This window comes from Saccharopolyspora sp. SCSIO 74807, assembly GCF_037023755.1.
Lineage (GTDB): Bacteria > Actinomycetota > Actinomycetes > Mycobacteriales > Pseudonocardiaceae > Saccharopolyspora_C > Saccharopolyspora_C galaxeae.
Map to the genome: position 1 here is coordinate 4,113,242 of NZ_CP146100.1, position 20,479 is coordinate 4,133,720.

The 20,479-nt window shown below is 70.2% G+C and carries 18 protein-coding genes; 7 read left to right on the forward strand and 11 right to left on the reverse strand.

Features of this window, described 5'->3' with window-relative positions; translation table 11 throughout:
* Positions 1 to 49: 49 nt before the first annotated feature.
* Positions 50 to 1,444 (forward strand): selenium-binding protein SBP56-related protein, encoded by a 1,395-nt coding sequence (locus tag V1457_RS18880; protein WP_338595866.1) that lies wholly within the window; start codon positions 50 to 52, stop codon positions 1,442 to 1,444.
* A gap of 61 nt (positions 1,445 to 1,505) precedes the next feature.
* Here the strand turns inward: V1457_RS18880 and V1457_RS18885 are convergent, their stop codons facing one another.
* Both V1457_RS18885 and V1457_RS18890 read right to left on the reverse strand, forming a co-directional pair.
* Positions 1,506 to 1,706, reverse strand: a complete 201-nt coding sequence (locus V1457_RS18885) for a DUF397 domain-containing protein (protein WP_338595867.1) — start codon at positions 1,704 to 1,706, stop codon at positions 1,506 to 1,508.
* A 4-nt stretch (positions 1,707 to 1,710) separates the two neighbouring features.
* Entirely contained in the window at positions 1,711 to 2,574 is an 864-nt protein-coding gene (locus V1457_RS18890) for a helix-turn-helix transcriptional regulator (protein WP_338595868.1), read from the reverse strand.
* Between the two features lie 181 nt (positions 2,575 to 2,755).
* On the opposite strand from V1457_RS18890, the gene V1457_RS18895 reads away from it, so the two are divergent.
* Entirely contained in the window at positions 2,756 to 3,097 is a 342-nt protein-coding gene (locus V1457_RS18895; RefSeq protein ID WP_338595870.1) for a hypothetical protein, read from the forward strand.
* Here V1457_RS18895 and V1457_RS18900 read toward each other — a convergent pair.
* The 5 genes from V1457_RS18900 to V1457_RS18920 all read right to left on the reverse strand — a co-directional run bounded on the left by V1457_RS18900 (position 3,040) and on the right by V1457_RS18920 (position 10,060).
* Entirely contained in the window at positions 3,040 to 4,521 is a 1,482-nt protein-coding gene (locus V1457_RS18900) for a CoA transferase (protein ID WP_338595871.1), read from the reverse strand. The genes V1457_RS18895 and V1457_RS18900 overlap by 58 nt on opposite strands.
* Positions 4,508 to 6,301: an acyclic terpene utilization AtuA family protein gene (locus V1457_RS18905; RefSeq protein ID WP_338595873.1), complete on the reverse strand. Its 1,794-nt coding sequence runs from the start codon at positions 6,299 to 6,301 to the stop codon at positions 4,508 to 4,510. Before V1457_RS18905 ends, V1457_RS18900 begins: the two co-directional genes overlap by 14 nt.
* 119 nt (positions 6,302 to 6,420) lie before the next feature.
* Positions 6,421 to 7,341, reverse strand: coding sequence for an SMP-30/gluconolactonase/LRE family protein (locus tag V1457_RS18910; RefSeq protein ID WP_200069528.1), 921 nt, complete (start codon positions 7,339 to 7,341; stop codon positions 6,421 to 6,423).
* Between the two features lie 43 nt (positions 7,342 to 7,384).
* A complete protein-coding gene (locus tag V1457_RS18915; RefSeq protein ID WP_338595874.1) occupies positions 7,385 to 8,740 on the reverse strand; it encodes a phosphotransferase family protein in 1,356 nt (451 codons plus the stop codon).
* A gap of 66 nt (positions 8,741 to 8,806) precedes the next feature.
* A complete protein-coding gene (locus V1457_RS18920) occupies positions 8,807 to 10,060 on the reverse strand; it encodes an acyl-CoA dehydrogenase family protein (RefSeq protein WP_200069526.1) in 1,254 nt (417 codons plus the stop codon).
* Between the two features lie 245 nt (positions 10,061 to 10,305).
* Between V1457_RS18920 and V1457_RS18925 the strand changes: the two genes are divergently transcribed.
* Positions 10,306 to 11,130 carry a crotonase/enoyl-CoA hydratase family protein gene (locus V1457_RS18925; RefSeq protein ID WP_338595876.1) on the forward strand — a complete coding sequence of 275 codons (825 nt, stop codon included), beginning with the start codon at positions 10,306 to 10,308 and terminating at the stop codon, positions 11,128 to 11,130.
* Entirely contained in the window at positions 11,123 to 11,893 is a 771-nt protein-coding gene (locus tag V1457_RS18930) for an SDR family NAD(P)-dependent oxidoreductase (RefSeq protein ID WP_200069524.1), read from the forward strand. The genes V1457_RS18925 and V1457_RS18930 overlap by 8 nt, the downstream gene beginning before the upstream one ends.
* Positions 11,894 to 11,903: 10 nt before the next feature.
* Here the strand turns inward: V1457_RS18930 and V1457_RS18935 are convergent, their stop codons facing one another.
* Both V1457_RS18935 and V1457_RS18940 read right to left on the reverse strand, forming a co-directional pair.
* Positions 11,904 to 13,100 carry an amidohydrolase family protein gene (locus V1457_RS18935; RefSeq protein ID WP_338595878.1) on the reverse strand — a complete coding sequence of 399 codons (1,197 nt, stop codon included), beginning with the start codon at positions 13,098 to 13,100 and terminating at the stop codon, positions 11,904 to 11,906.
* A 118-nt stretch (positions 13,101 to 13,218) separates the two neighbouring features.
* Positions 13,219 to 14,265 carry an aromatic acid exporter family protein gene (locus V1457_RS18940; protein WP_200069523.1) on the reverse strand — a complete coding sequence of 349 codons (1,047 nt, stop codon included), beginning with the start codon at positions 14,263 to 14,265 and terminating at the stop codon, positions 13,219 to 13,221.
* Positions 14,266 to 14,429: 164 nt separating this feature from the next.
* Between V1457_RS18940 and V1457_RS18945 the strand changes: the two genes are divergently transcribed.
* The 3 genes from V1457_RS18945 to V1457_RS18955 all read left to right on the forward strand — a co-directional run bounded on the left by V1457_RS18945 (position 14,430) and on the right by V1457_RS18955 (position 17,420).
* Entirely contained in the window at positions 14,430 to 15,632 is a 1,203-nt protein-coding gene (locus V1457_RS18945; RefSeq protein ID WP_338595880.1) for an AGE family epimerase/isomerase, read from the forward strand.
* A 130-nt stretch (positions 15,633 to 15,762) separates the two neighbouring features.
* Entirely contained in the window at positions 15,763 to 16,239 is a 477-nt protein-coding gene (locus V1457_RS18950; RefSeq protein ID WP_338595882.1) for a GNAT family N-acetyltransferase, read from the forward strand.
* Positions 16,240 to 16,394: 155 nt separating this feature from the next.
* Positions 16,395 to 17,420 (forward strand): NAD-dependent formate dehydrogenase, encoded by a 1,026-nt coding sequence (locus V1457_RS18955; protein ID WP_200069520.1) that lies wholly within the window; start codon positions 16,395 to 16,397, stop codon positions 17,418 to 17,420.
* A gap of 162 nt (positions 17,421 to 17,582) precedes the next feature.
* Here V1457_RS18955 and V1457_RS18960 read toward each other — a convergent pair whose 3' ends face one another.
* Positions 17,583 to 19,121, reverse strand: a complete 1,539-nt coding sequence (locus tag V1457_RS18960; RefSeq protein ID WP_338595884.1) for an aldehyde dehydrogenase family protein — start codon at positions 19,119 to 19,121, stop codon at positions 17,583 to 17,585.
* 16 nt (positions 19,122 to 19,137) lie between these two features.
* Positions 19,138 to 20,280 (reverse strand): acyl-CoA dehydrogenase family protein, encoded by a 1,143-nt coding sequence (locus tag V1457_RS18965; RefSeq protein WP_338595885.1) that lies wholly within the window; start codon positions 20,278 to 20,280, stop codon positions 19,138 to 19,140.
* Between the last annotated feature and the right edge of the window lie 199 nt (positions 20,281 to 20,479).

Genomic DNA, 20,479 nt, shown 5'->3' on the forward strand with positions numbered 1-20,479 from the left:
GGCAGCGGGTGTATGCCCGGAACGGAACCCAACATCAGGGAGGCCGGGCATGACCGATCCGACGTTCTACCGCAGTCCCGCCGAAGCCATCGCGGCCCCGAGCGAACAGCTCGCCTACGTCGCGGCGTTCGACCGTTCCGGGCAGCGGCCCGACGCGATGACGGTCGTCGACGTGAACCCGGACTCCGCCGGGTACGGCCGCGTCGTCGGTTGGACCGACATGCCGGGCAAGGGCGACGAGCTGCACCACTTCGGCTGGAACGCGTGCAGCAGCGCCCTCAAGCACGAGGGCCACGACATGGACGGGTTGTCCAGGCGGTACCTGATCGTGCCGGGCTTGCGGTCTTCGCAGCTGCACGTGCTGGACACCGCCGGTGATCCGCGCAGTCCCGTCTTGACCAAGACGGTCTCCGCCGCCGAACTGGCCGCGAAAGCCGGTTATTCCCGTCCGCACACGCTGCACTGCGGTCCGGACGGGGTGTTCATGACCTGTCTCGGCGGTTCCAACGGCTCGGACGGTCCGGGCGGCATCGCGCTGCTCGATCACGACACGTTCGACGTGCTGCGCAAGTGGGAGACCGATCGGGGACCGCAGCACTTCGCATATGACGCCTGGTGGCACCTCAACCGGAACACCCTAGTCAGCAGCGAGTGGGGCACGCCCTCGATGATCGAGGACGGGCTCGTGCCGGAGCAGTTGCTCGGGCACCAGTACGGTCACGCACTGCACTTCTGGAACCTGCGCACCGGCGAGCACGAGCAGCGGGTCGATCTCGGCGAGCAGCACCAGATGGTGCTGGAGCTGCGGCCCTCGCACGATCCCGAGGCGGAGTGGGGCTTCGCCGGAGTCGTGATCAGCACCGAGGACCTGTCCGCCTCGGTGTGGCGGTGGTACCGCGAAGGCGGGCAGTGGACCGCGGACAAGGTCATCACGGTGCCGGCCGAACCGGCCGAAGCGGATCTGCTGCCGCCCGCGCTGAAACCGTTCGGCGCGGTGCCGCCGATGATCACCGACATCGACCTGTCCGTGGACGACCGGTTCCTCTACGTCTCCTGCTGGGGGACCGGGGAACTCAAGCAGTTCGACGTCACCGACCCCGCGCTGCCGCGGGAGACCGGTTCGGTGCACCTGGGCGGAATCGTGCGCCGCCGTCCGCACCCCGCCGCACCTGCTTCGCCGCTCTCCGGCGGTCCGCAGATGGTCGAGATCAGCCGCGACGGGCGGCGCGTTTACCTGACGAACTCGCTCTACGGTGCTTGGGACGACCAGTTCTATCCGGACGGCGTCGGTGCTTGGATGGCCAAGCTGGACGCCGACCCGGCCGGTGGACTCACGGTGGACGAGTCGTTCTTCCCGCACGGCGAGGATTTCCGCGGCCTGCGGGTGCACCAGGTGCGCTTGCAGGGCGGCGACGCCTCTTCCGACTCCTACTGCTACCGCTGACCCGCGGGTTCGCCACGAGTGAACGGACCGATCGTCCAATCTATTCGGACGAGCAGTCCGTTCACTCCACGTCGGTCGTGAGTGTGCTGAGGAAGTCGCGCCAGCGTTGCGGGGAGAACGAGAGCACGCCGCCGGGGCGGTCTTTGGTGTCCCGTACGCCGACCCGGTCAGCGGTCACCGCTACCTCGACGCACGAGGCGTTGGTAGTGCTGCGGCTGGACTTGCGCCAACCAGCACCGGTCAGGACGGGATCATGCTCCATGTCGTCACCCTATCGCGCTACGAAGCTCCGCGATGAGCTCTAGCGAGGTGCTCCGGTTCAGAGCCGACCTCGTGGCTTCGCCGTGAGCGATGTCGTACTCGCGAGTCCGGATCGGGTCGACGATGAGTTCGGCGGAGGTGACCGTCTCTTGCCAGGCGAGGGCGGGTACATCACCGCTCGGGAAGTTGACGAGATGAAACGTCGACCCGCCCATCGCGTGATGTCCCGTCGCCGTGTACGGCACGACACGGATGTCGAGGTTCTCCGGCAAGCGTTCGGCCAAATCAAGCAAGTGCTCGAGCTGCGCGGCGAGAACACCCGCTCCGCCGACCTGTTGCCGTAGCGCCGCTTCGCTCATCACTGCGACGAGATGCAGTGGGTCCGAGCCGGTCAAGCGCTGCTGGCGCAGCATCCGAACCTCAACCCGGCGGTCCACCTCTGCCAGCCGCACGTTCGGGCTGCCCGCTTGTGTGATCGCGCGTGCGTACTCCTCGGTTTGGAGCAATCCGTGGACCAGGCCGCCGTCGTAGGAGCGGACGGTCTCCGCGCCGTGCTCATAACCGAAGTAGCGCAGGAGGTCGTCGCTGAACATGGCCGAGTACCGTGCCCACCAGCCGCGCTGGTTGGCTTCCTGTCGCAGTAGGCGCAGTTGTTCCGACTCGTCGTCGGGAAGCTCGTAGAGCTTGATCAGCGCCTCAAGTCGTTCCTGGGAGAGGTTCTTCTTGCCGCGTTCCACATCGGACAGGTAGGTCGGCGCGATGGGGGCGCGCTTGCTCGCCTGCGAGCTGGTTATCCCGAGATTTTCCCGTTTCCTGCGGAGACGCAGACCCAGTGTCCAGCTTGCGACGGCAGGTGAGGTGGGTGGCATCGCTCTCCTTTCTCGAAGCAGTCAATCATGCCGCCCGGCCGTCACACTTTGGGTGTATCGCTCTGGTGAATTCAACGGTGAATCTCTACGTTGATCTATGGCGGCGGTTCCGGTTCAGACACCTCCCCCGACGGCCGGGGCCGCCGCCTCCTCCCGATCCCCGGACTGCGATGGAGCAGTGATGAGTCATGCCGGTATGTGCTTCCCGATCGTCTACTGGCGTCCCTTCGGCGGGGCACGGCACGCGCTACCTCCGGTGTGCGTGCCGTATCCCGGCTTGGAGTGCGCGACGTTGTGCGGGATCAGCACCACGCTCGGGATGCCGGAAGCGCGCGAGTGGCTCGATCCGAGTTGCCCGGACTACGTCGCGAAAGCGCAGGCGCGTCTTGACGAGCGGCGGAAATCGTTGGGGCTCGCGGCGAACGCGGAGGCGTCGGTGGAGCCGGACAAAAGCTCCGTGCCCGCTCAGCGCGGCAGCCACTCCGGGCGGGAGGAGCCGCGCGGGACCAGGACCGTGCGGTAGCGGCCCGGGGTCTCGCTCATCCGGACCTGGTCGGTGACGCCCTGGTAGTGGCCCAGCGGGGTCTCGGCGGTGAACGTCTCCGGGTCGAGGTAGGCGTGCTGGGCGTCCGAATTCGCGGTGGCCGTGGCGTAATCCTTGTCGAACACGCCCATGCTCAAGATCCAGAGCGCGGCGCGGGTCAGGGAGACGTGCACGCGGTAGCTGCCGCCTTCGGTGGCTCGCCGGGACAGCGCCTCGACGACTCCGGCGGTCATCAGCCAGGACACGATGTAGTCGTTGACCACGAGGATCGGCGGCAGCGCAGGCGTGGAACCGTCGCCTTCCAGGTGCATCATGCCGGTGAGGCTGCCCGCGGTCTGGTCGAAACCGACGCGCCCCGCCCATGGACCGCTCTCGCCGTTGAGCGTGGTCGTGGCGTGGATGATGCCCGGGCGCGCGCCGGCGGCTTCCTCCGCGGACAGGCCGATGTCGGAGAGGTAGCCGGGGCGGCGGTTGGCGTAAAAGACGTCGGCGTCGGCCAGCAGCGAGCGGATCCACCGCGAACCGTCCTCGCCGTACGGATCGATGACGGCCGAGCGGGCCCCGACGTTGGCGGTGATGTAGGTCGTGTCGTGCTCGAGTTCGTTGGGACGCCACAGGTTCAGCACGTCCGCGCCGTGCAGCGCGAGCGCGCGCCCCACGCCGGCCCCCGCGATGACGTGGCCCATGCCGAGCGCGCGGATGCCGCTGAGCGGGTCGTCGCCACCGGTGAGCGGTTCCGGCTCGCTCTCGCCGATCTTGGTGACCTCCACCAGCGGCAGGTCGGCCAGCACCTCCCGGTAGTGCGGCTCGGCCAGCAGCTCCTCGGTGGTGCGCAGCATCGGCAGCACGGTGCCCGCCTCGACGGCCGCGTTCTCCAGTTCCAAGCCGTTCCACCGGGAGATCGCGCGCGCCACGGCGTCCGCGTCGTCCGGCACGCCCAGCAGCTTCTGCGCCGCGATCTTGATCTTCGGGTAGGGGTTCAGCGGCATCACCCACCGGCCGTCCGCGGTCGGGTAGAAGGCGAAGCCGAGCGCGTTGCTCGGATTCGCCGGGGTGGCTCCCGGATGGCCGTTCAGCAGCTCCCACTTGCGGTCGTAGAACGGGCACAGCCGGTGCGGTGCCGAGCGCAGGTCGACCTCGATGTCCTGCCCGTTCCCGCCGCGCAGCCGCCACAGCTTGGCGATCGCCGCGGACTTCGCCGCCAGCGCGATCGCGCAACCGCCGCCGAGCCGCAGCGGGCTCGGTACCACCGGGTCCGCGCCGTGGAAGGTGAATTCGCCGCCGGTGTCGGCGGTGCTCATACCCAGTCCGGACAGGACTTCGCCGAGTTCGGCGTGCGGGTCGAAAGCGTCGGTCGCGGACGGCTCGGACACCGCCTTGGCGAGCCGGTCAGTCAGCGACATGGTCGTCTCCTTCTGCGGGCAGCAGGTCTCGCGGGATGGGCACGTGCTTGGCGCGCAGGTATTCGCCGACGGCCTTGCCGACCTGGTCCACGCGCAGGTTCGACGAGCCGCCGGTGCCGAGCAGGCCGCGCAGCACGAAGTGCACCGCGCGCAGCCCCGGGAACTCGTGGCGCACCACTTCGAGGTCTTTCAGTTCGGGTACCAGCCTGCGCAGTTCCGCGGTGGACAGCGTGTCGCGCAGCCACGGCCAGGCGCGTTCGTCGGGAACCCAGATGCCGACGTTGCTGTTGCCGCCCTTGTCGCCGCTGCGCGCGTGCGCCAGCACACCCAGCGGGGCTCGCCGCGCATCGATGATCTCGGGCGATCCGGTCGGTTCGGGATGCTCCGGCTGCGGCCGCACGGGCTCCGTGACGGGAACCGATACGTCCACTGTGGAGTCGTCGTCGAGCACGGCCCGGTGCGGCACTTCGGACATCGGCAGCAGCGCGGGCCAGTAGTCGATGCGCGGGCGCGGCGCCGAAGTCATGCCGCTGCCGCCGTCGTGGAAGAACCCGGGAATGCTCTGCAGGTACAGCGAGCCGAGCCGTCCGGCGGCGTCGAAGCGCTCGAGCGGTTCGCGGTCCCGCGCGGTGACCATCACCCGCACGCCCGCGGTCGCGTCCCACTGCGTCTCCGGGTCGGCCGCCGGGCTGCCGATGCGCGTGATGTCCAGTTCGGTGATGCCCTGCGGCAGGTTCCGGGAGATCTGCGCGCGCAGCAGGTCGACCTTCTCGTCGATGTCCAGGCCCGTCACGTAGACCGTGTTCACCACCTGGTAGCCGATCTTGCCGAACACCGCGACCTTGGTGGTCGGCGGAGGCGGCGACCCGGTGGCTCCGGAAACCCGCACGCGGTCGGCGCCGTCCGGGTGCAGCCGCACCTCGTCCAGGTGCACGGTCACGTCCGGGTTCAGGTAGCGCGGTCCCTGGATCTCGTAGACGAGTTGCGCGGTGACGGTGTCGGTGCTGACCGTCCCGCCGTCGCGGGCGTGCTTGGTGATGACGGCGGTGCCGTCCGCGGCGACCTCGGCCACCGGGAAGCCGGGTACCAACATGTCGGGCACGCGGGTGAAACCGGAGAAGTTGCCGCCCGTGGCGTGCGGGCCGCACTCGATGATGTGCCCGGCCAGCACCGCACCGGCCAACTCGTCCCAGGCCTCGCGGCCCCAGCCGTGCCACCAGGCGGCCGGGCCCGTGGTCAGCGAGGCGTCGGTGACCCGGCCGCACACCACGATGTCCGCGCCCGCCTGCAGCGCCGCGGCGATGCCCCAGCCGCCCAGGTAGGCGTTCGCGGCCAGCGGAGAAGCGTCCCATTCGGCGAGTGCCGCGCCGCTGTCCAGGCTCTCCAGCCGATGGCCGCTGCGCTGGTACGCGGGCAGCTGCTCCAGCACGTTGTCCCCGTCGATGTGCGCGACGCGCAGCGAGACACCGTCCGAGGCGGCCAGTTCGCGCAGCTTGCTCGCCAGCGCCGCCGGGTGGAAACCGCCCGCGTTCGTGACGACCTTGACGCCGCGTCCGGCCAGCGCGGCCAAGTGCGGGCGGATCTGGTCGACGAAGTATTCGACGTAGCCGCCGCTCGGATCGCGCTGGTAGCGCAACGACAGCGCGGCCAGCGTGATCTCCGCGAGGTAGTCGCCGACCAGCACGTCCACCGGATCACCGGCCAACGCCTCGTCGAGGGCGGTGAACCGGTCGCCCAGATAGCCGGAGAAGTCGCCGATGCGGACCGCGCGTTCGCTCACTGCCGACACCTCGCTCAGGTCGCCTTTCCTTCGACGTTAGGCCGTACCGCCCGGATCGGGCTACGACCGTTCAGCGAACTCCGGCGTGATCGCAGCGGTCACGCCGGAGTCGGACCGCCTCACGCGGTGAAATGCATCGGCAACCCCGGGCAGTGCCATTCGGTCGCGTACAGCAGTCCCCGGCCGGACGAGGTGATGTAGGCGGTGCGCAGGTCCGGGCCGCCGAAGCAGATGTTCGTGACGAACGGGTCGTGCTCCGGTGGGCGCACCACGTCCTTGAGCGCGCCGTCCGGGCTGATCACGCTGATCCCACCGGTGTTGATGGTGGCGACGCAGACGTTGCCCTCCGAGTCCACGGCGAGCGAGTCCAGCGGCTGGTAGCCGTCGAATCCGTGCAGCAGCGTCGCGCCGCCCGGCCCGGGTCCGTCCGAGCTGAGCACGCCCGGCGCGGTGACCTCCCAGGTCCACACCCGCCCGGGAGTGGTCTCGGCGACGTAGAGGCGGCTGCCGTCCGGGGACAATCCGACCCCGTTCGCCTGGATCATCGGGTGCACGAGCTCGTCGATGCGCGACCCGTCCGGCCGGGCGTAGAACAGCCCGCCCAGCGCCATTTCGCGGCCGCGCATCTTGCCGAGGTCGGTGAAGTAGCAGCCGCCGTGCGCGTCGAAGACGATGTCGTTCGGCCCGATCAGCGGGTCGCTGCCGGTAGTGGTGTAGACGTTGCTGACCGCGCCGTCGAAGGTGACCCGCTGCAGTCGCCCGCCGATGTAGTCGTCGGGCTGCGCACCGGGCGCGGTGATGCCGCCCATCTCGTGCCATTTGAACCCGCCGTTGTTGCACACGTAGATCGCGCCGTCCGGCCCGATCGCGGCGCCGTTAGGCCCGCCGCCGCAATCGGCGAGCACCGACACCGCGCCGGACGGGTCCACTTTGCTCAGCGTGCCGCGCTGGATCTCCACGACCAGCACGGATCCGTCCTCCAACGCCACAGGGCCCTCGGGGAAGCGCAGTCCTTCCGCCACGGTCCGGAATGCCGGCATGTCGGGTCTCCTCTCGTGTTCCGGCCTGTTGGATATCAGGCGATCAGGACGGGTGCGACAGATAGCCAGGGTTGGCGACCAGCAGCTTGTCTGTCACGGCCGCGCGGACCGCGCTGCGCACCTTCGGATCGTCGGGATCGGCTGACCCGGCGCGCAGCGCGGTGGCCAGCGCGGACTGGTCGCGGTATCCGAGCGCGGCGAGCCGTTCGGCGTCGCGCCGCTGTTGTCCGGGGCCGAGCCGCAGTTCGCGCTCGACGGTTCCCAGCACGTTCGCCGCGACCCTGGTGTGGAATCCGGCGCGGCCCGCGACGCCGGTGAGCTCGTCGCGCAGGAACTCGCCGACCGCCTCGGTGAGTTCGGCGGCGGTCGGACGGCCGTGCAGACCGGGCTCCGGCGGTTCCTCGGGGACGTCGCCGGGTGATACCTCGCCGGGCGGGATTCCCAGCGCCAGCAACAGATCGTGCTCCTGCTCGCAGACACGCCGGCCGATCGCGGCCAGCTCCACCGAGCGGTTCGCGCCGGAAAGGTGCCGCTGCGCCATCGATCGGCAGCCGATCGCCCACCGCAGCGTGCCGTGCACCTCCCACCAGCGCACCGCATCCGGATCCGGGTACCAGCCCGCGACTTCGGCGTACCCGGCGAAGAGGTCTTCGCGGGTCCCGAATCCGCCGACCGGCAGCGCGGAGGCGAACCGCCACGCCTTCACGCACAACCAGCCCAGGTCCTCCAGCGGGTCGCCGCGGTGCACGAGCTCCCAGTCCAGCACCGCGCGCAGCCCGTCCGGGCCGACGATCAGGTTGCCGTTGCGGAAATCGCCGTGCACCAGCACGTCCCCGGCCGGTTCGGGCCGGTTGCGGTGCAGCCAGTGCAGGCCGATCTCCAGCGCGGGCAGCGGATCGCCGGAAGCGGCGTATTCGTCGAGCCCGGTGCCGAGTTCGTCGCCGCGTCCCAGCCCCCGCACCGAATCCGGCGGGATCCGGTGGATGTGCGCGGCCACCCGGCCCAGTTCGCGGGCCATCGTGGCGCGCGCCTGCTCGTACTCGGGTTCGCGCAGCAGGCGCCGCGGGATCGTTTCGCCCTCGACGTGCTCGCTGATCAGGTAGGGAGCGTCCAGTATGGACACATCGGCGCTGTGGTCCACCAACCGCGGAACGGGAACACCGGCGCGTTCGGCCGCTGCGATCGCCGTCGCCTCCAGCGCCATGGAGTGCTCGTCCCCGGCGCCGGGCGGGTCTCTGCGCAGCACGAGCCGCCGTTCGCCGTCCCGGAACCGCGCGCGGAACGACCAGGTCTCGCGGCTCGCGCCGCCGCTGAGGCGTTCCGGCTCGGACACCTCGACCGGTTCCGCCGACACCTCGGACAACCGCTCGGCGAGCCGATCGCGCAGTTCCAGCGGCACCCGAAACCTCCCGTGTCTTCATCAGCGGTGCGAACGTCCGCGACGACCGAACCACCGCAGCAGCGTCTAATGGCGGTTCGGCCCGGCGAACCCGAACAGGTAGCCCGCGACCTTGCGCATCTGCACCTCTTCGGCGCCTTCGGTGATCCGGTAGCGGCGATGGTGCCGGTAGATGTGCTCGAACGGCTCGTGCCGCGTGTAGCCGAGACCGCCGTGCACCTGCATCGCGCGGTCCGCGGCGTCGCAGACCAACCGGTTGGCGCGGTAGTTGCACATCGAGACCCGATCGCTGATCTCGAACGAGTCGGTGCGGTCCAGCTCCCACGCAGTGCGTTGGACCAAGTTGCGCACCAGCGCCGCCTCGGTGTGCAGCTCCACCAGCGGCCACTGCACGGCTTGTCGCTGCGCGAGCGGCTTGCCGAAGGTGACGCGCTCGCGGGCGTACTGCACGCTGCGGTCGATGCAGAACTGCGCCGCACCGACCCCGGAAGCGGCCTGCCGGATGCGGTTCTCGTGCACGAAGTGCTGCGCGAGCGCGAGCCCGCCACCGACCTCGCCGAACACCGCCGAGCCCGGCACCCGCACGTCGCGCAGGCTCACTTCGGCGTGATCGGTGGGCATGTTCAGCGTCCACCAGTGGAAGTCCACCGAGAACCCCGGTGCGTCGGTGGGCACGATGAACGCGGTGATGCCGCGCGCGTCGCCGCCTTCTCCGGAGGTCCGCGCGAAGATCACGTCGTGCGTGGCCGAGTGCAACCCGGAGTTGAACCGCTTGGCACCGTTGATGATCCAGTCGTCGCCGTCCGGGACCGCGGTGGTCTCCAGCCAGGTCGCGTCGCTGCCGTGATCGGGTTCGGTGAGCCCGAACGCCACCCGCTTGCGGTGCGTGATCATGCCTTCGATGAACTCGGCGCGCTGCTGCTCGGTGCCGAAGTCCAGCATCATGTGCACGAACGGGAAGTTGCCGACCACCGAGGACTCGTTCTGCAGGTCGTTGTGCAGCCCGAGTCCGCGTGCCGCGAGGTGTTCGCGGATCACCGCCATCGCCAGGTTCCCGCCGCCGCTGCCGCCGACCGACTCCGGCAGGCCGTAGCGCAGCCAGCCTGCCGCGTCGGCGCGCCGGAACATTTCGGCCAGCAGCGCTTCCCACTCGGGGTTCGGCGTGCCACCCGCTTCGACGTCGGTGCGGGCGAATTCCCTGCGGTGGTCGAAGAATCGCTCGTTGTCGTGCTGCTGCTGCAGCGGCCGGATCTCGGTGTCGATGAAGGCGTCGAGCTCGCCGAGCAGTCGCACCAGCTCGTCCGGCAGGGTGAAGTCCATCGTTCTCCTCGCCTCGGCGGTCCTGCGGTCAACGAGATGGCGGCTTCCGATGTGTCGGAGGCCGGTATCGACGCCGTTGGTGGACGAATCAGCGACCATACGACCGCCGATGGGCGCCGACAAGAGCCGGTGCGACGACCGGCCATTGTGGACGGAAAGCGATTCGCGGTCAGTCTTGACTGCTCCCTGTGCCGGTCCTACGGTGGCGCTACCCGGCCTGCGCGCCGCACGTGCGAGGAGGCACCTTGACCGATCCCGCCGGGCAGCGGGTCCGGTGCACCGTCACCGACGGCGTCGCCGACGTGCTGCTGAACCGACCGGCCAAGCTCAACGCCCTGGACCCGGCGATGTTCAGCGCCCTGGTCGAGACCGGCCTGCGGTTGCGCGCGGACCCGCGGGTGCGGGCCGTGGTCCTGCACGGCGACGGGCGCGGATTCTGCGCCGGGCTGGATTTCGAGTCGTTCAAGGCGATGAGCGGCGGCGGTGCGCCGGACCATCCCGCGGCGGAACCGATCGGGCCCGCGAAAGCACTCGGGCAGCAGGCCGTGCACGTGTGGCGGGAGCTGCCGGTACCGGTGATCGCCGCGGTGCACGGCGTGGCATTCGGCGGCGGGTTGCAGGTCGCCCTCGGCGCGGACCTCCGGGTGGTCGCCGCGGACGCCCGGCTGTCCGTCATGGAGATCAAGTGGGGTCTGATACCGGACATGACCGGCACGCAGGTGTTGCCGGAACTCGTGGGCCGGGACGTGGCGAAGGAACTCACCTTCACCGGCCGGGAGGTCGACGGCCGGGAGGCGGTCTCGCTCGGGCTCGCCACCAAGCTCGCCGACGATCCGGCGGCGGCCGCCCGCGTTCTCGCCGCCGAGATCGCGGGCAAGAACCCGCACGCCGTGCGGCGGGCCAAGGAGCTGCTCGACGCCGCGGGGCAGGTGAGCCTCGAAGAGGGTTTCGCCGCCGAGCAACGCGCGCTGGGCGCGCTGCTCGGCACCCCCAACCAGACCGAGGCGGTGCAGGCCGTTTTCGCCGGGCGCGCACCGGAATTCGCCGACCCGGAGGCCGCCGATGCCTGACTCGCCGTTCGACCTCAGCGGACACGTCGCGCTGGTGACCGGCGGCAACTCCGGGATCGGCCTGGCGATGGCCGATGCGCTGGCCGCGGCGGGCGCGGGCGTGTGCGTGTGGGGCACCAACGCCGAACGCAACGAAACCGCGGCTGAGCAGCTGCGCGCGCACGGCACCGACGTGCTTCCGCTGCGCTGCGACGTCTCGGACGAGGCGCAGGTCGCCGATGCGATGCGGCAACTGACCGACCACTTCGGACGGTTGGACTCGTGCTTCGCGAACGCCGGCGTCGGTGGGGCCGGGATGCGGTTCCTGGAAACGGACCTGAGCGAGTTCCACCGCGTCACCCGCGTCAACGTCGACGGCGCGTTCCTGACCCTGCGGGCCGCGGCCGCGCAGCTGGTCGAGCAGGGCGAAGGCGGCAGCCTCGTCGGCACCGCCAGCCTGGCCGCCGTGCAGGGGCAGCCGCGCGGGCAGGGGTACGCGGCCAGCAAGGGCGCGCTGATCTCGATGATCAAGTCGATCGCGATCGAGCTGTCCCGGCACAAGATCCGCGCGAACGCCGTGCTGCCGGGCTGGGTGAGCACGCCGATGGCCGATCCCGCGTTGCAATCGGAGCCGTTCCAGCGGCGAGTGCTGCCGCGGATGCCGGTGGGGCGCTGGGGCGAACCCGGCGATTTCGGCGCGCTCGCGGTGTATCTGGCCAGCCCGGCCAGCTCCTTCCACACGGCCGACACGATCACCGTGGACGGCGGATACCTGGCGTTCTGAGCGAGCCGGACTACGGCAGCGGCACCACGCGGCCCGCGGCGAGCACCAGCCGGATTTCGCGCAACGCGGCGAGATCGCTGAGCGGATCCCCTTCGACCACCAGCAGGTCCGCGGCGTAGCCGGGGGCGATGCGGCCGATCCGGTCGCCCTGGCCGATCCCGGTGGCGCTGCCCGTGGTGGCCAGTTCGATGATGCGCTCCAGCGGGAAACCGACGTGCTCGTAGAGTTCCAGCGCCTCGACGAAATCCCCGAAACCGGAGCGGTGGCTGACTCCGGCGTCCGTTCCGGTGATCAGCGGCACGCCGAGGTCATCCATCCAGCGCAACCGCTGCACCACGTTGCGGGCACTTGCCGGGCCGATGACCTGCATGAATTCGCGCCACTTCGCGGGTGTCGCCACGCAGGCCCGCACGCCGCGCTCGACCATCGCGCGGGCCACGTCGTCGCGCCGGTCGTGGCCCTCGCCGCCGGTGCGCATCCAGGTGCAGTGCTCGATGGTGTCCACGCCCGCCTCGGTGGCCGCCGCGATCGAGTCCGACCCGTGCGCGTGGGCCGCGACCGGAAGTCCCGCGTCGCGCGCCTCCCGCACGATCAGCTTCAGCTCGGCGACGCCGAACTGCTCCTCGCGCATGGACACCGACTCCGGGGTGAGCGACCCGCCGGAGGCCATGACCTTGATGACGTCGGCACCGAGCGCGGCGTTGCGCCGGATCCGCTCCCGGATCGCTTCCGGACCGTCCACTTCGCCACCGAGGAACCAGCAGTGCCCGAGCGGCGGTGTCAGCGGCGGCCCGGCGGCGAGGATGCGCGGGCCGAGCAGCTCACCGCGTTCGACGGCCGCGCGGACCTGGAACACCAGCCCGTCCCGGTCGCCCAAGTCGCGCACCGTCGTGACACCGGAGGCCAGGGCCTGCTGCGCTCGCCCGGCCATGCCGAGCAGCAGCGCGGAGTCGTCGATGGCGCGCAGCTCGTCGACCACGTGCGGCCCGCAGTTGAACGCCAGGTGCACGTGGCAGTTGATCAAGCCGGGGAGTATCGCGTGCCGCGGGTGGTCCGAGCGGAGTGCGTCGTCATCGGCCGCGCGCTCGATCTCCTCCCGCGGACCCGCCGCGGTGATCGTGTCGCCGTCGATGAGCACGGCGCCGTCCTTGATGCGCTGCCCGACCGGTCCGGCCAGGACCTCGCGCGCGGTGATCAGTCGTTGCACGAGACGGATTTCTACCTGCCGGGCACCGGGCTTCGGTACCGAATCGGCGAGTCCGGCCGCGAATCTTGCTCCGGTCGTGCGATGAGCGCGGCGCCCGCAGGCGAGTGGCAGCTACCGGCTAGCCGCCTTCCGGCCCCCTCGCCAGTTCGTGCAGGTCTCGCGCGACCAGCCGGATCTCGCTGGCCAGCTCCGACGAGCCGGGCGGCAGCCCCGTCGGGTCGATCCGCGTCGCGGGGGCTGCGAGTTCGCGGGCGCTCTCCCGGTTCCGGTCGGCCAGCGGGGCCGCGCAGAAGGTCCGCACCGCCTCGGCCAGGTCGTCGACCACCTGGACCAGCCAGTCCGGCGCGCCGTCCTGCCGGGCGAGCAGCTTGTGCGTGGCGCGCGCGACCAGCACCGAGTCGGTGTGCACCGGGTCGACTCCGGCCAGGTGCTCGTCCAGCGTCAGCACCGCGGCCCGCTGCCGCCGGCCGCGCACGGACTGCCGGGCCAGCGCCCGCGCGGACTGCCGGGCGGTTTCGAACGCCGCGAGCTCGTGGTGGCCGCGGCGGACCCGTTCCAGGTTCTGCCAAGCCGCCTCCGGATCGGCTCGCCGCAGCGCGTCCGCGGCACCGCGCAGGCCCTCCGCGGCGGGCGAGAGCGCCGCGCACACCGAGTTCGACAGGATCGTCAGCGGGCTCGGAGTGACCAGCACCTGGCTCACCAGCAGCGCCAGTGCCCCGCCGATGAGCGCGCTGAACAGCCTGCTGAACCCGGTCTGCGGCGCGTGCAGCGCGATCACCAGCAGCGCGGCCACCCCGGCCTGGATGATCGGCAGCGGATTGGTGCTGGCCGTGGTGACCAGCAAGGTCGCCACCAGCACCGCCAGCGCGGGCTGCCACGGCCCGACCCCCAAGTAGCGCACCAGCACTTCGCCGACCGCCACGCCCGTCAGCACACCGCCGATGACTCGGAACGCCCGGCGGCCCCGCGCGCCGGGTTCGTCCACCAGGCTGACCATGGAAGCGATCGGGGCGAAGATCGGCGCAGGCGGGCTCAGCAGCAGCGAGGCGATCCACCACGCGAGCCCGGCGGTCACCGAGGCCAGCAGCACGCGTCGCAGGGCGTGCCGCACGCGCGCGGCGACGCGGTGCAGCGGGATTCTGTTGAACGTCGGGCGGCTGGACACGGCCAACATGGTCCCCGATCACGGCGGTGCGGGCTCGACGCGCGAGACCCCGGTTCGACGCGAGAGTCCACTGTGGAGGAGTCAGCCGGGAGGCGTCCTCCCGCGGGCCGCCGGAATGTGCCAAGCTGTTCGGCCGGACCGCTGGAGAATCGGAGGGTGGCGTCGTGACCGAGCAACCGCAGGTGCCGGAGTGGGTGCGCAACGAGCCGGAACGGCTGCTGGCCTTCGCCGACGCGGCCGCGCACCCCGACGGCGGGTTCGCCTGGCTGGACGAAACCGGCCGGCCGGTCGCCGACCGGCCGGTGGAAACGTGGATCACCTGCCGGATGACCCACGTGTTCGCGCTGGCCGTCGCGCAGGGGCGCGATGAGCTGCGCGAGAAGGTCGACATCGGCGTCGCCGCGTTGCGCGGGCTGTTGCACGACGACGAACACGGTGGCTGGTTCGCATCGGCGAACGCTCGAGGGCCCGTCGCCGCGCACAAGGGCGCTTACGAGCACGCCTTCGTCGTGCTGGCCGCCGCCAGCGCTGCGGCGATCGGCGCCGACGGTGGCCGCGAGCTGCTGCGGGACGCGCTGCAGGTCGTCGAGAACCGGTTCTGGGAGGAGGGGCCCGGGTTGGTCGCGGACTCCTGGGACCGCACGTGGACCGAGCTGGAGGACTACCGCGGCGTCAACGCGAACATGCACACCGTGGAGGCGATGCTGGCCGCGGCCGATGTGACCGGCGACCGGGTCTGGTCCGACCGCGCCGCGCGCATCGTGCAAGCCGTGGTGCACGGCTTCGCCCGCGAGCACCATTGGCGGCTGCCGGAGCACTTCGACCCGCGCTGGAACGTGCGGCTGGAGTACAACCGGGACAAGCCCGCCGACCCGTTCCGGCCATACGGGGTGACCATCGGCCACCTGCTGGAATGGGCGCGGCTGGCGCTGCACACCCGAGTCGCGCTGGGCGACGCCGCGCCCGGGTGGCTGCTCGAGGACGCGCGTGAGCTGTTCGCCACCGCGGTGCGCGACGGCTGGAACGCCGACGGCGCGGAAGGCTTCGTCTACACCACCGACTTCGACGCCACGCCGGTCGTGCGCAACAGGTTGCACTGGGTGCTGGCCGAAGCCATGGCGACCGCTTGGACGCTGCACCAGGTCACCGGCGAGCAGGAGTACGCGCAGTGGTTCCAGGAGTGGGCCGCGCACGCCGAACACTTCTTCGTCGACCGCGAGTCCGGTTCGTGGCACCACGAGCTCGACGAGCACAACCGACCGGCCGACACCGTCTGGGAAGGCAAGCCGGACGTTTACCACGCCTACCAGGCGACGCTGCTGCCCCGGCTCGCACCGGCGGCTTCGTTCATCGGCGCGCTGGCGTGAGGTTCTGCTCGGAATGACCTGCGTGGCGGCGGGGTGGTGGTGCCGATCGTGCTGCAGCCGCTTAGCAGAGCGATGGTCAAAAAGGGAATGACCGTTGCGGTGCGATCTGATCCGCGGCAGCGTGCTCGGCATGTCCGATCTTCCGGAAGCGCGCAGAGCGCACCAGCAAGACGTCGATTCCCTGTTGCGGTTGCGCGTGCGGATGCTCGCCGACATGGGCGTCGCGGTCTCGGACGTCGAATGGCGCGCCGCTGCCCGCGAGTGGTTCACCGACCGCCTGCGGCGGCCGGGGGAGTTCGCCGCGTTCGTGGTGGATGACCCCGAGGGCGGAGTGGTCAGCTGCGCGGTCGGCCTGTGCGAGCCGGTCCCGCCCGGTCCCGGCAATCACGCCGGGCTGCACGGCCGGGTGCTCAACATGAGCACCGAACCGGCACACCGCAGGCGCGGCTACGCGAAGTCGTGCCTGCAGGCGTTGCTCGACTGGTTCCAAGCCGAAACACCTGCGCGGGTGATCAACCTCAACGCCACCGCGGAAGGGGTCCGCATGTACGAGTCCATGGGGTTCCGACGACCGGACAACACGGCATTGCGACTCCGGTTGACCTGAAGAGTGTTCGGGAAGCGGTTTGCGTAGATGGGCGGGCTGAGTCCTCGGACACCTGCACGCCGCATGCCACAGCACTTTCCCGCCGCCGTCCGGTGTTGATCGCCGGTGCGCGGGTACCCGGGGCGCGAATGAAGCCGAATCCGAAGGAGGCGGCCGTGAAGTTCGTCGCTGTGCTCTACCCCGGCCCCACCGAGCGGCACGTCGACCACTCCGGGCTCGACCTGCTCGGCAGCACCGAAGGGGCACTGGGCCTGACGAAACTGCTGGAGTCGGAAGGGCACGAGCTCGTGGCGCTCAGCGACCGGGATGAGGCGCTGCGCGAGCACCTCCCGGACGCGGACGTGTTCATCACGACCCCGTTCTGGCCGACTTACCTCTCCGCCGACGCCCTGGACCGGGCGAAGCGGCTGAAGCTGGTGCTCACCGCCGGTGTCGGCTCGGACCACATCGACGCCGATGCCGCCACCCGCAACGGGATCACCGTCGCCGAGGTCACCGGCAGCAACGTGGTCAGCGTGGCCGAGCACGCCGTGATGCAACTGCTCACCTTGGTGCGCAACTACATCCCGGCCTACCAGCAGGTCCTGGACGGGCGCTGGGACATCGCCGACATCGCGGCGCGTTCGCACGACCTGGAGGACAAGACCGTCGGAATCATCGGCATGGGCCAGATCGGGCAGCGGATCGCGTTGCGGCTCAAGGGTTTCGACGTCAAGGTGCTGTACAACACCAAGCACCGCCGCAGTTCCACCGAGGAATCGGTGTTCGCGGCGCGCTACAAGCACCTGGACGACCTGGTGCACCAGTCCGATGCGATCGTGCTTTCCTGCCCGTTGACCGACGAGACCCGGGGCCTGTTCAACGAGGAACGGCTGCGCTCGATGAAACCCGGTTCGTGGCTGGTGAACATCGCGCGCGGCCAGATCGTGGACACCGACGCCCTGGTGCGGGTACTCGACGACGGGCATCTCGGCGGATACGCGGGTGACGTGTGGTATCCGCAGCCCGCGCCGTCCGACCACCCGTGGCGGACCATGCCGGGACACGCGATGACGCCGCACGTTTCCGGCACGAGCCTGGAAGCCCAGCAGCGGTATGCCGCCGGAATCCAGGACACCGTACGGCGTTTCCTCAACGCGCAACCGCTGCAGGAAGATTACGTGGTCGCTGCCCCGAAGTGATCCCGGCCAGCAGAGTTCTTTCAGAATGATTCGCGTAGCGGAACCTCAGCGGCTTCGCCGCTGACAAGACAAGGCCCGAAAACCACACTGAGATGACTCCTGAGTGGACGGACCGGTCCCGTCCGGACGGGTCCGTCCACCGGCGGAGATCAGCCGAGTCGATCACTTGGCCCGGCCGTGGCGGAACGCGATGACGCGTTTGATGATGCGCATGGTGGCGGCGCTGCGGCGGAAGCTCATCAACGCCATGCCCGGAACGGCGAAGCGCTGCCGTGCGATGGAGTGCGGGCGGGAGAACGCCAGCAGTCCTTCGGATCCGTGGATGCGCCCGAAACCGGATTCACCGACCCCGCCGAACGGCAATCCGGCGATACCGGCGAACCCGAGCACCGAGTTGATCGAAGTCGCCCCGGCACGCAGTCGGCGGGCGATCTCCATCCCGCGGTTGCGGGAGAAGACCGTGGAGGCGAGCCCGTAGCTGGTCGCGTTGGCCAGCTCGACCGCCTCGTCCACCGAGTCGACGGTGCGCACCGTCATCGTCGGCCCGAAGGTTTCTTCCCGCACAGCAGCGGAATCCTCATCGGTGTCGACGAGCACGACCGGATCGACGAACGGGGCGCGAACCGAATCACTGCCACCGACGACGGCCTTCGCCCCGTGCGACCAAGCATCCTCGATGTGCTCGCGGACGATGTCCACTTGCGACGGAACGGTCATCGGGCCGTACGAATCGCCGGCGCGCACGCCGCGCAGCTCGCGCGCCAGCGCCTCCACGAACCGCTCGCGCAGCGAGCGCACGACGTAGATCCGCTCGACCCCGACGCAGGTCTGCCCGCTGTTGGACACCGCGCCCCACGCCGCGGCCTCGGCCGCGGCGGAGACGTCGGCGTCGTCGGCGACGATCAGCGCGTCCTTCCCGCCGCATTCCACCAGGACGGGAGTGAGCGTCTCCGAGCACGAGGCCATGATCTTCTTGCCGGTGGGGCTGGAGCCGGTGAGCGCGAGTTTGTCCACACCGGACCGGCACAGCGCCGCCCCGGTCTCGCCCGCGCCCTGCACCGTGGCCAGCACGCCTTGCGGTGCCTCGGGATTCGCCTTGTGGAAGGCTTCCGCGAAGTAGCGGCCCACGGCGGGCGTGTGCTCGCTCGGCTTGAAAACCACCGTGTTGCCCGCGGCGAGCGAGTAGGCGATCGACCCGTTCGGCGTGTACAGCGGATAGTTCCACGGCCCGATCACGCCGACCACGCCCAGCGGCCGCTGCTCCACCCTGGCGGCGAAGTTCGACATCAACGGGCCCGGTGAGACCGACCGGGACCGCAGCACCGAGCGCGCGTTCTTGGCCGCCCAGCGGATGTGCTCCAGCGTCAGCACGAGCTCCAGGTACGCGTCGTCGAGCGGCTTGCCGTTCTCCCGGCGGGTCAGCTCCGTCAGCTCGTCGGCGTGCTGCGTGAGGTGTGCCGCCCATCGCAGCAGGCAGCGCTGCCGACCGGCGAAGTCCAGCCCGCTCCACCACGCGGCGGCTTCCCGCGCCCGTGCCACCGCGTCGGCGACCTCGGCAGGGCCGTCGACGGAGAAGGTCGCCACGACCGAACCGTCGGCCGGATCGGTCGAGACCAGCTGCGCCGATTCCCCTGCCCGGGCCGACTCAGCTGCCCGGCCCGCCTCGCCTGCCTGGCCCGCGGACGTCGTTGTCCTGGTCATGATCGCGCCTCCCGATTCACAGCCCGTAGGTCTTGCCGATGATGTCGCGCTGGATCTCGCTGGTCCCGCCGTACACCGTGGACACCACGGTGGAGCGCAGCAGCGCCTCCATGCCGTACTCGGTGGCGTAGCCGTAACCGCCGAGCATCTGCATCCCCTCCAGCGAAACGTGCTTGGCCAGCTCGGTGCACTTGAGCTTGGCCATCGACGCCTCGCGCGGGAACGTCTTGCCCGGGTTCTCGTCGATCTGCCGCGCCACGTCGTCCAGCAGCAGCCGGGCGCACTCCAATTCCGTTGCCATGTCGGCGATCCGGTGCCGCAACGCTTGGAACGAACCGATCGGCCTGCCGAACTGCTCGCGTTCGGACACGTAGGCCACGGTGTCGTCGAACGCGCGACGGGCGGTGCCCAGCATCAGCGCCGCGAGGATCATCCGCTCGAGGTTGAGCCCGGCCATGAGCTGCTTCCACGCCTGGTCGACCTCGCCGACCACGGCCGCGTCCGGCACGAAGCAGTCGGTGAAGTACAGGTCGTTGACCTCCCGGCCGCCCATGGTGTCGATGCCGGTGATCTGCAGCCCCGCTGCGTCCGCGGGCACCATGAACTGCGTCAGGCCCTCGTGCTTGGTGCCGCCGGGAGTGGTGCGCGCGATCAGCAGGATGTGATCGGCGATGTGCGCGTTGGAGCACCAGGTCTTCTGGCCGTTGATCAGCCAGCCGCCGTCGGTACGGGTTGCCTTGCAGGCCAGCGCGCCCACGTCCGAACCCGCTGCGGGCTCGGACATCGAGACCGCTTCGACGTGGCCGTCCACCACGCCGCGCAGCACCTTCTCCTTCTGCTGCGGCGAGCCGAACTTCTCGTACCCGGCCGCGGAGATGATCGTGGTGGCGAAGCCGCCGATCGGCGCGCGGCCGTAGGCGGTCTCCTCCAGGAACAGGCACAGCTCGGTCATGCCCTGCCCGGCACCGCCGTACTCCTCCGGCAGCGAGACCCCGAGCCAGCCCAGCTCCGCCATCTTGGCGTAGAGCTGCTGGTTGTGCGGGTGCTGCCCGCCGCCGGTCAGCTCGTCGCGCTGCTGCTTCGTGCCGCACTCGCGGCGGCAGAACTCGGCGATGGCGTCGACGAAGTCGCGTCGCTCATCGGTGAGGACTCGTGGCATGGGTTTCCTTCCGGGGGCGCCGGTGCCGCTTCGAGGGCGTGCGCGGCCGGTCGACGACCGTGCCGCGTCATGCCGTGAACTGTAAATGGCGATTAACTTGGGAACAAGACAAGCCTGCTGGAAGCTGTTCCGAAGTCGGATATCCGCAGCTGACCGGGAGCGTCCGAGACCATCCCGATGGCGCGAGCGGCGCTTCACA

Coding starts and splice junctions, on each gene's coding strand:
- V1457_RS18880 (WP_338595866.1), top strand. CDS start 50: ATGACCGATCCGACGTTCTACCGCAGTCCCGCCGAAGCCATCGCGGCC.
- V1457_RS18885 (WP_338595867.1), bottom strand. CDS start 1,706: ATGGAGCATGATCCCGTCCTGACCGGTGCTGGTTGGCGCAAGTCCAGC.
- V1457_RS18890 (WP_338595868.1), bottom strand. CDS start 2,574: ATGCCACCCACCTCACCTGCCGTCGCAAGCTGGACACTGGGTCTGCGT.
- V1457_RS18895 (WP_338595870.1), top strand. CDS start 2,756: ATGAGTCATGCCGGTATGTGCTTCCCGATCGTCTACTGGCGTCCCTTC.
- V1457_RS18900 (WP_338595871.1), bottom strand. CDS start 4,521: ATGTCGCTGACTGACCGGCTCGCCAAGGCGGTGTCCGAGCCGTCCGCG.
- V1457_RS18910 (WP_200069528.1), bottom strand. CDS start 7,341: ATGCCGGCATTCCGGACCGTGGCGGAAGGACTGCGCTTCCCCGAGGGC.
- V1457_RS18920 (WP_200069526.1), bottom strand. CDS start 10,060: ATGGACTTCACCCTGCCGGACGAGCTGGTGCGACTGCTCGGCGAGCTC.
- V1457_RS18930 (WP_200069524.1), top strand. CDS start 11,123: ATGCCTGACTCGCCGTTCGACCTCAGCGGACACGTCGCGCTGGTGACC.
- V1457_RS18950 (WP_338595882.1), top strand. CDS start 15,763: ATGTCCGATCTTCCGGAAGCGCGCAGAGCGCACCAGCAAGACGTCGAT.
- V1457_RS18960 (WP_338595884.1), bottom strand. CDS start 19,121: ATGACCAGGACAACGACGTCCGCGGGCCAGGCAGGCGAGGCGGGCCGG.
- V1457_RS18965 (WP_338595885.1), bottom strand. CDS start 20,280: ATGCCACGAGTCCTCACCGATGAGCGACGCGACTTCGTCGACGCCATC.